Annotated in this window: 5 protein-coding genes; 3 read left to right on the top strand and 2 right to left on the bottom strand. The window is 42.2% G+C overall.

The features are described 5' to 3' along the window. Positions 1–176: 176 nt before the first annotated feature. Positions 177–1,031, bottom strand: a complete 855-nt coding sequence (locus ACT3QP_RS01445; RefSeq protein ID WP_444524179.1) for a DsbC family protein — start codon at positions 1,029–1,031, stop codon at positions 177–179. 410 nt (positions 1,032–1,441) lie between these two features. On the opposite strand from ACT3QP_RS01445, the gene ACT3QP_RS01450 reads away from it, so the two are divergent. Further along, positions 1,442–2,371, top strand: coding sequence for a DUF808 domain-containing protein (locus ACT3QP_RS01450; protein WP_192991859.1), 930 nt, complete (start codon positions 1,442–1,444; stop codon positions 2,369–2,371). Positions 2,372–2,542: 171 nt separating this feature from the next. Here ACT3QP_RS01450 and ACT3QP_RS01455 read toward each other — a convergent pair whose 3' ends face one another. Continuing rightward, positions 2,543–6,622, bottom strand: a complete 4,080-nt coding sequence (locus ACT3QP_RS01455; RefSeq protein ID WP_444524180.1) for an Rne/Rng family ribonuclease — start codon at positions 6,620–6,622, stop codon at positions 2,543–2,545. 1,217 nt (positions 6,623–7,839) lie between these two features. Here ACT3QP_RS01455 and ACT3QP_RS01460 point away from each other — a divergent pair. Together ACT3QP_RS01460 and ACT3QP_RS01465 are read left to right on the top strand one after the other, a co-directional pair. Beyond that, entirely contained in the window at positions 7,840–8,850 is a 1,011-nt protein-coding gene (locus tag ACT3QP_RS01460) for an RluA family pseudouridine synthase (RefSeq protein ID WP_192991861.1), read from the top strand. Between the two features lie 133 nt (positions 8,851–8,983). Continuing rightward, positions 8,984–9,697 carry an HAD family hydrolase gene (locus ACT3QP_RS01465; protein WP_444524181.1) on the top strand — a complete coding sequence of 238 codons (714 nt, stop codon included), beginning with the start codon at positions 8,984–8,986 and terminating at the stop codon, positions 9,695–9,697. The last annotated feature ends 181 nt before the right edge of the window (positions 9,698–9,878 follow it).

The raw sequence follows: 9,878 nt of genomic DNA on the forward strand, positions 1-9,878 counted from the left end.
TCATACCGACAAGCAGTTCTGACGTCTACACAATATCGCCACCGTTATGTTTCCATTTTTAAAATGAAAGCATGATCTAGTTTACTATTTATAGTAATACCGCTCATCGTTCTTATCTCTAAAACTATCTGCTAGCAAGTATAGATATCAATAATGATTAACGCATACAATGAATCTTAGTTAGCGCCAGCGGCTTCTGCCAATTGTGCGGCAGGTAGATAGCCACCAATTTGTTGTCCTGCTTCAGTAAAGATAGCTGGGGTACCACGCACACCGAGTTTTGCACCCAAGGCCATATGCTCTTGTACAGGGTTTGCACAGCTAGGCGCTTGCACATTGGCGCCTGTTTTTGCTTGATTCATTGCCGCTTTGCGATCTTCACTGCACCAAATCGCTTCCATTTTTGGTATTGACTGTTGGCTACGTGGCCATGCTAAGTAACGCACTTCGACACCGCGCGCATTGATATCGTCTATTTCTGAATGCAGCTTACGGCAGTAACCACAGTCTGCATCAGTAAAGGCATAGATAATTGATTTTGTTTCACCTTTTGCTGGGTAAATAACCATGTCTTTTTTGTCGACTGCCTTTAACGCTTCTTGGGCCGTGCTAGCAACCAGTGCCGCACTAATATCTACAGGAGTTTGTTCACCGACTGCAATGATTTGCCCTTGAATGATGTGCTTACCTACTTTGTCAGTAAAGAAAGGTGGCAGACCTTCAGCCGTTACCCAATAAATCCCATCCATATCCGTTGGTACTGCTGAAATGATGTTTTCCTCGATACCAGAAGCATTTAAGTTGGCTTGTAATGCTTTTACCACTGTAGCATCGCTATCCGTTGACGTTTTATCAGCACTGACGTTGCTCTCTGCGTTGCTGACAATACTGGTATTATTGGTGGCATCGGCAGCATTGTTTGAGCAGCCAGCAGCGATACCAACCAGTAGTGTACTGATCATAAAACGAGAGAGAAGAGTACGAGAAAATCGACTTTGCGAGATGGTGTTTTTGATAGAGGGAAGCGACATACGGGTTTCCTATAGGCATCGTGCCTAATCATAGTTTGTTTTGAGAATGGAGCTAATAATAGTATACGTATGATAATGAACGCAAAACTCCTTAAGGTTTTGAATGTTAAGGAGATATAGAGAAATATTGATAATGTCAAGTAAACGGTAATTCCGACTATACTAACATATTTATAGTAAATAATAGCCACGGGCTAGTAAGCTATATCGGTAAATAAAAGGCATGACAATAGTCGTATAGAGACAAGTGAACTGTAAAAATAGGATACATTTGTACTATTTAATATCTATGCTCGTATCGCTAGGGTGTTTAATACACTTTATAGTATTTAACATTATTCTATAAGATTCTATATAATAATCCTTTGTATAGAACTATTTACTTCAAAAAATGCAGATAAGGACTACACATGGCAGGTGCCAGTTTATTAACTCTACTTGATGATATCAGTGTGATATTGGATGACGTTTCAGTCATGACCAAAGTTGCTGCTAAAAAAACAGCCGGCGTCTTAGGCGATGATTTGGCACTCAATGCTGAGCAAGTCACAGGCGTCAAAGCCAACCGCGAGTTACCAGTAGTCTGGGCAGTCGCAAAAGGATCGTTTGTTAATAAACTGATTCTGGTGCCTGCTGCATTGTTAATTAGTGCTGTTTACCCACCCCTAGTCACTTTTTTATTAATGTGTGGTGGTTTGTTTTTGGTTTATGAAGGTGCTGAAAAAGTCATCCATCGTTTCTGGCCACATGCTTTACCGCATGATGAAGAACAAAATGCGCGTCGGAAAGCCAATGCTGACGAAACAGTGGACTTGGTCGCTTTTGAAAAGGAAAAAATTAAAGGGGCAGTACGGACAGATTTTATTCTGTCAGCTGAAATTATTGTTATTGCACTGGGTACAACTGCCAGTGCCACATTATTAGAACGAAGCTTGGTACTTTCTATTTTAGCCATTGGTATTACTATTGGTATTTATGGTTTGGTGGCTGGTATTGTAAAGATAGATGATGTCGGCTTGCATCTGATGGAGCAGGAAAGCAAATTCAAACAGCAACTTGGCAAGGTTATGTTTGCTGCTGCGCCAAAGTTGATGAAGTTTTTATCTATCGCGGGTACTTTAGCTATGTTCTTAGTAGGTGGTGGTATTTTAGTACATGGTATTGGCTTTTTGCATCATGGCGTTGAGGGTATTGCACATCTCACAGGTATTTTTGAAAGTGTGACGACTGCGATATTAAATGGTGCTATAGGCTTTATTATTGGTGCGATAGTGGTTGCTATATTTACGGTGATTGCCAAAATTCGCGGTAAGAATGATAGTACGACATCAGCCCACTGATATTATTTATTACGCTGTCTTAGGGTTAGGGTGTTTGCTTATTTTGTTAAGACTTTCAAATAAGAGTACCGTCTAAGCACTTCTAGTGATGTTCCAATAGCTTAAAAGTCGATCTAAAAAAGCCCCAAAGTTGCTGACAACTTTGGGGCTTTTGCATTGAGATCGATAAGATTAGCTATCGCTGTCTGTATCTTCATTCTCTAGCTTTTCAGCTTGCGTTGGCTTCTTATGATCTGCTTTAGGCTTACGAGTGCGAGCCTTTGGCACTTTGGGTGTGGTTAAGTTAAACATACCGGTTTGAGGCAGTAGTTGCTCAGCCACATTTTCGATCATATTTTTATAACTGGCAATAGTCGTCTTTGACTTAGCAGCCTGACTGTCTTCTTTAGTCGGATCTTCTGAAGTCGATTCAAGGACTTGTTCAACTGCTTCATCATCACTTTTATCAGCACTTTTGGCATCTACGTTTTTGGTAGTGCTCTCTACATCTGGTTGCTGGCTGTCAGCTTCTGATAGTGTTTTATCGGCGGCTAGCAGTTGCTTACTATCAGCACTGACATCATCAGTTTGATCCTGATTCGATAGTGCCGTTGCCTCAACTTGATGGGCATCTAATACGGCTGGCTCCTGATAGTCAGGGTGCTGACCACGTGGATCATTACTGGCACGCTTACCAATGGTGCGAGGATCAACGTCTGTTTTCCCTGGGGCTGCTGCAAATTGACTGACAGCTTGGGTCATCATCTCGAAGCGTGATAGATAATCAGCCGTTAATGGTTGATAGCCATAGTTGCTAAAGTCAAAGCTCTGACTCGCAAGATCGCTGCCATTATTGACGCTCACGTTTGCATCACTATCAGCACGTTGTGCTTGCTCCATGTGTAAAGCAACGGTTTCGATAAAGCAGTTAATCACGCCATCTGCTGTCAAGCGAGTCTGTGCTTCTGGCAACGTTGCACGAATAAACTCGCCAACCGTACCGTGAATAGCAGGTACGCTTGCTACTGCTTGTTCGTTGACTTTAGGCTCTGGTGTCACCTGTGATTGCGCCTGTTGACTAAGGACAACACGAGGATCATTACTGGCTTGACCAAACTTCTCAGCAGTCACGTAGCGTGATGCGAACAATGCCTCATGTGTCAGCTCAAGTGCGGATTTGCTCTTGGTACTGTCACCCTCATTGCTAGATTTTACGCTATTATCAGCTTTCTGAGCGCTCGCAGCCTTTTGAGCATTGTCACACTCGTCATTACCCTTAGCAGTTTCCTGATGCTTATCTGCTACTGGCTTCACAGTGTCGTCAGATGCGCTGTCTTTATCACTTTTAGACACGGACGGTTCACCTGTAACGGGTTCCTTGACATCAGTATTAGCATTAGCTTTCATGGTGTTGTGCTGACTATCGTCTTTAGCCGTGCTATCAACCTTAGCTTCACTGATTTCTACAGCGTTGCTAGCAGTCGCTTTTTCAGCCGCAACCTTATCGTCAGTCACTTTTTTATTAGTGTTTCTGTGATTAGTCTGCGCTTGAGCATTAGACGCTTTTGCTACTTTGTCTTTCGCAACCTCATTTGTTGAGCTTTGCTTTTCAGTAGCTTGAGACTTTGTCTGCATCGATTTACTGTCATCTAAAGACAAATGCACAACTTCTGATGGCTTAAGCGCAGCAGGTGCTTCGTTGACCTGTAGCACGACTTCGTTAGGGTTTTGATTACGGCGGGTATTAGCTTGGTTTTTGCTGCCATTATTACCTGAAGCTGATTGCTGTTTGATATTATCAGCTGTTAGCGTTTCACCGCGCTCTAACTTGCCACGTGAGCCGCGTTGGCTATGCGACTTACGTTTATTACGAGTTTGCTCATCTGCTGAGCTGCTGTCTTTATCAGTAGTCTCATTGCGTTCGCTTGCATTACGGTTACTGTGTTGACGGTTGCCGTGTTGAGCATGGCTATCTTGACGATTGTTACGATTTCGATCGTTCGTGCGTTTATTACCCTGTTGACGTTTGTCTTGATTGCTAGACTGTTTGTCATCAGTATCATTTACGGCATTATTCGACGCATTACGTTCTGTGTCGCTGTTTACATTACTGGTGCTCTCATCGGTTTGCTCTTTTCTTTGACGCGGCTTAGATGATCTAGACTTGCGAGGCTTACGTCTTCTTCTGTCTTCGCTATTACCGTCCTCAGTGTTGTTGTCTGAGTTACGACGCGCCTGTTGATTATTGGTGTTGTTATTTGATGATTGATTATCACTTTTCTGATGACGGTCTTGCTGAGTTGCTTGCGCGTTATCTGCAGCATTATTCAAAGCACTGTTATCAATTTGACCAAATGAACCTAAGCTTTGTGCGCCGTTATTCACCAGTGCCTCAATGGCTTCTGCTGCATCATGACTGCTGACGTTAGGCGTTGTCGTGGCTTGAGGTGCTTGAGCAAACAGATTAGATAACCAGGCCACTGCTTGTGGTTGGGCGGCTGTCTCAACTTTAGCTGGTTGTGTTGCTACTGGAGCAGTCGTTGGTGCTGCAACGCTTTGATTTTTATTAGCTTGAGGTGCACGTGTAGATGAAACATTGGTCGCACTTTTATTGTTGCGACGATCATTACTGTGCTCAACCGTTGTAGTTGGTTTATTAGTGGCTTTATTTGCTGCTGTTTGGCGTGGCTGGCGAGTAGGCTGTTGCTCAGGGCGTTCTTTTTCAGCCGTTTGCCAATCAACATTGTAGCCAAGGTCGCTATGTTCTTGCTGCTGAGTGTCGGTAATGCGCTCATAGCTTGATGGCGCAAAACCATCACGGTTAAAGTGCAGTTTGAAATTTGGTGACTCTAAATGTGCATGCGGCAAGATAGTAATACGAGTACCACTGTCTTGTTCAAGATAGACTAAACTGTCGCGCTTTTCATTTAATAAGAATGCTGCGATGTCAGTTGGCACTTCAGCTTGTACTTCACCTTGACGTTCTTTTAGCGCGATTTGCTCGATCTGACGCATAATCGATAGAGATAATGAGCGCAAGTCACGAATCATACCATTGCCATGGCAGCGCGGGCAGATATAACCAGTTGACTCTTCTAGTGAAGGACGTAAGCGCTGACGGCTCATCTCCATCAAACCAAACTTAGAAATATCACCAAACTGAACGCGCGCACGGTCATATTTGGTGGCATCGATTAGACGTTTTTCAACTTCTTTTTGATGCTTGTTGTCATTCATGTCAATGAAGTCAATAACAATCAAACCACCCATATCACGAAGACGTAGCTGACGAGCAATCTCATCGGCTGCTTCGAGGTTGGTATGGTAAGCAGTCTCCGCAACGTCTGAACCTTTGGTGGACTTGGCTGAGTTGATATCGATCGAAACCAATGCTTCAGTTTGGTCGATGACGATTGAACCACCTGATGGCAAACGCACTTCACGTTGATAAGCCGTTTCGATTTGTTTTTCGATATTGAAGCGCGAAAACATCGGCTCATAATCAGTATACTTGCGCAATTTTTCAGCTTGCTTTGGCATCACTGCATCGATAAACCCTGCTGCTTCGATGTAGGCGTTTTCGTTATCGATCCAAATCTCAGCGATATCGTCACGTAAATAATCACGGACAGCACGTGTGACGACGCCTGCTTCTTGATGAACCAAGCGTGGCGATGGATATTTTTGGTTTTGTTCTTGGATGGCTTGCCAGATATTGAGCAAATGGTTCAAATCGTGTTGCAAATCTTCTTGAGTTTTACCAATACCTGCAGTACGAATGATGACACTCATGCCTTTTGGCAGATCAAGATTGCCCAGCATGCGCTTCATGTCTTCACGTAGCTTGCCTGAGATTTGGCGTGAGATACCGCCGCCACGAGGGTTGTTTGGCATCAATACCAAGTAACGACCTGCTAATGATACGTAAGTCGATAGGGCAGCACCTTTGTTGCCGCGCTCTTCTTTTTCGACTTGAACGATGAGTTCGTCGCCTTCTTTGATCAGTTTTTTGATATTTTCATCACGTGGATTACCACTTAGATATTCGGTAGAAATTTCGCGAATTGGTAAAAACCCTTGACGCTGTGAGCCATACTCAACAAATACCGCTTCGAGTGATGGTTCGACACGAGTTACGTGACCTTTATAGATGTTAGATTTTTTTTGTTCACGGGTACGATTTTCTAAGTCGAAATCATACAGATGATTGCCTTTACATAAGGCGACACGAATTTCTTCGTTTTGAGTTGCGTTGATCAAAATGCGTTTCATATTTATATCCTATGAGTACGCACAACAACGACAAGATGGGCTTTAGAGTATGATGGCAAGTGTGGCTAGTATGTTAAATTAGCGTTTGTAGATGTTAGTCAACAGTAGAACGTAAATGAGGTATTTAAGAAAGCACGTAGGCTTTTCAATGGTTTGTTTTACCTAAATTTTTTAGCAGTGCTAAAGTAAATATAAATTTTATAGGGTGTAAGGCTATTTATTTATATCCTATTACTGATAGGTTTGGTCTAAATATTAATGACTCAGCGTGCGATTAAAGTTTCAGTATCAGTAGGTTTTGTTGGTAGTGATGTCAGCGCACTTTGTAAGAGTGGGTGACGGTCAGTTACTGACTTAATATATTGATATCGAAAAAATCTGGCTGTTGCAATCAATCTCTCAAAGTCTAACAATAATATCGCTGTTATCAGTACTATGATTAAGTAGTAGTGGTCAGCAGTTATTTCTCTAGGTAAAGCAATTGGTCACTCTGTATTTGTCGTTCTGACTGGTTTAACATCAATAATATCTTGGGTGTTTTAGTTGTAAAGTTAGGTCTCGCAGCTCTGATTATCAGCGGGGCGTACTTGGCAAACAGAATAAATGACCAAACTATTGGTGTGGTGCTATATTTATATCTTGCTTATCGTTATCTGTTTGACCACCAATACTTAGGCAGCTATCGATATATTTATCGACCCTAATACTAAATCACCCATACTTGCTCAACTATGCTTGTCTAAAGAATCATCAGATAATCAGTCATTAAATAATGAATAATTATCAAAAAAGTCGTTGTCATGCAGGTTGTGAGTCAATTTAGTGTCATTCGCGTTTAATAACATTCGAGTTTAATAAAAAGGCGTTTTGCCAATTTTATGAACACTGAATTTACGAACACAAAGGTATTTAGTTAGTGTCACTATTTATTTTGTGGCACTGAATAAAATCAGTGCAGTTTTTCAATTTATGGGGCAGTCGCTAGAATATCTGTAAATGATCGTTCTAAACAAATAATGCGCCCGAAAATTAGATGAAGGGTACAATCTTGGCAGGGCATACAGCTTATACCTTGTTACTAGCAAATAGCAAAAATGGTAATGAACTCTCTGAAACAACAATGATTATTGCCGCAGTCTCTGCTTAATTGTCATTCAACATGTTAAACTATAGCAAATCTTTGTGTAAATACCTAACTAAAAATGACGAACTCAAAAATGACTGAAGATGCATCTATCCACGAAGCACCTGCTATTTTCAATAGCAAAACACGCCCGCAAAGCGCTGACGATGAAATCAGCAACTTTGGTAAGGTGAATTATCTCGAAGTAACTCGCCATCAGCACGATCAACGCTTGGATAATTTTTTGCTGAACCGGTTGAAAGGTTTACCAAAATCGCATATCTACAAAATGATTCGTTCTGATGAGATTCGAGTGAATAATAAACGCTGTAAAGCGCATGATAGACTTCAGCGTGAAGACGTGGTACGTATCGCGCCAGTGGTACTCGCCACCCGCGAAAAGCCCATTATCAGCGATGAGTTTGCCAAAAGTCTACTGGCGCGTGTGGTCTATGAAGATGACGGTTTATTAGTGCTAAATAAGCCCTCTGGTATTGCCGTTCATGGTGGTAGTGGTTTGGATTTTGGTGTTATTGAAGCCATGCGTGAAGTCACGGGTAAGAAGTACTTAGAGCTGATACATCGTATTGATAAAGATACGTCAGGTCTATTGATGATTTCTAAAAAGCGTTCAGCGCTAAAGGTGTTGCAACAGCATCTGGTAGACAAAACCATCCAAAAGCATTATTTATGTATCGCAAAAGGACAGCCTACACTAAATGAGCAACGTATCGATGCGCCATTACTACGCTATACAGTCGCTAGTGGTGAACGCCGCGTCAAAGTAGATGCTCAGGACCCACAAGCCAAAGAAAGCCAGACGGATATTGTCGTTCATAGTCGTTTTATGATTGCCGATCAGCCGGTGAGCTTAATCGAAGCCAAACCTTTGACTGGGCGCACTCACCAAATTCGTGTACATTTAGCCCATATTGGCCATGCAATCTTGGGTGACGATAAATATAACGTGCATGACAAGTCAGGTGTTCATCGTCTGTGTCTACATGCGTGGCGCTTAGATATCCCAGGTTATGAAACCATTACCGCACCACTACCGGATGACATGGCAGACTGGCTACCAGAGCAAACCAAGTTGCCTGAATAAGATAACAAGCTGAATTTTTTGAGCATTAACGTTAAACGTCACGAACTCTTATTTTTTCTAATAAGTCGCCGTGACGTTTTTGTATCCGCATTCATATGCGCTATTTATTATCGCTATTCGCTAAGGTTTATTCATGAGTGAACAATCTGCTGCCAGTACACTAGCATCGGCTACAACTTCTCCGCTATCAACCAATCATCGTTTATCAGATAAGACGCTGGTTATCTTTGATTGGGATGGAACACTGATGGACTCCATCGGCTTAATCGTTGAATCTATGCATATCGCAGGAGAAGCGCATGGGTTTCAGACGACGGATAAAGCCGTGCAGGACATCATTGGTCTTAGCTTAATGAATGGTATCGATATTTTGTATCCCGAAGCAAGCGAGTCGCAAAAGCTGGCCATTCAACAAAGCTATGCAGAATACTATATTGCCAACAGCCACAGCACGCCATTGTTTTCGCCAATAGAAAGTATGTTGCAAAGGTTGCAGCAACAAGGTAAAAAACTAGCAGTCGCTACAGGAAAAAAGCGGAAGGGGTTAGATCGTGTGTTAGATGCTTCAGAGAGTCATCATTATTTTGTGATGACACGTTGTGCTGATGAAGCAGGGTCGAAACCTAATCCGCAAATGCTGATAGATATCTTAGATTATACGCAGCAGCAAGTGTCTGATGCGGTTTTTATCGGTGACAGTGTTTATGATATTCAAATGGCAACGCAACTTGGGATGACCAGTATAGCAGTCAATTACGGCACAGCCTCTAGTGTTGAGCTCGCCGCGCAGCAACCTACTTATCAGGTTGACACACCAGAAGCACTGGCCAAACTTCTATGCGGATAATGTCAGTTTGAGTGTTTTAGTTATACCATTCACAAAAATTAGAGTAGCAAGGAAAAAGAGTGCAAGTACTACACATTGTAGGCTAAGCGATTCTGACACAGCTAATCGTATTCTTGTGAATGGTATTATTTGATAATGCAGCGATAATATGATTGTCTGTGACAATAAAAAAGGGTTTATC

The organism is Psychrobacter sp. AOP7-B1-24 (assembly GCF_052376215.1).
Classification (GTDB): domain Bacteria; phylum Pseudomonadota; class Gammaproteobacteria; order Pseudomonadales; family Moraxellaceae; genus Psychrobacter.

Coding starts and splice junctions, on each gene's coding strand:
- ACT3QP_RS01455 (WP_444524180.1), bottom strand. CDS start 6,622: ATGAAACGCATTTTGATCAACGCAACTCAAAACGAAGAAATTCGTGTC.
- ACT3QP_RS01450 (WP_192991859.1), top strand. CDS start 1,442: ATGGCAGGTGCCAGTTTATTAACTCTACTTGATGATATCAGTGTGATA.
- ACT3QP_RS01445 (WP_444524179.1), bottom strand. CDS start 1,031: ATGTCGCTTCCCTCTATCAAAAACACCATCTCGCAAAGTCGATTTTCT.
- ACT3QP_RS01465 (WP_444524181.1), top strand. CDS start 8,984: ATGAGTGAACAATCTGCTGCCAGTACACTAGCATCGGCTACAACTTCT.
- ACT3QP_RS01460 (WP_192991861.1), top strand. CDS start 7,840: ATGACTGAAGATGCATCTATCCACGAAGCACCTGCTATTTTCAATAGC.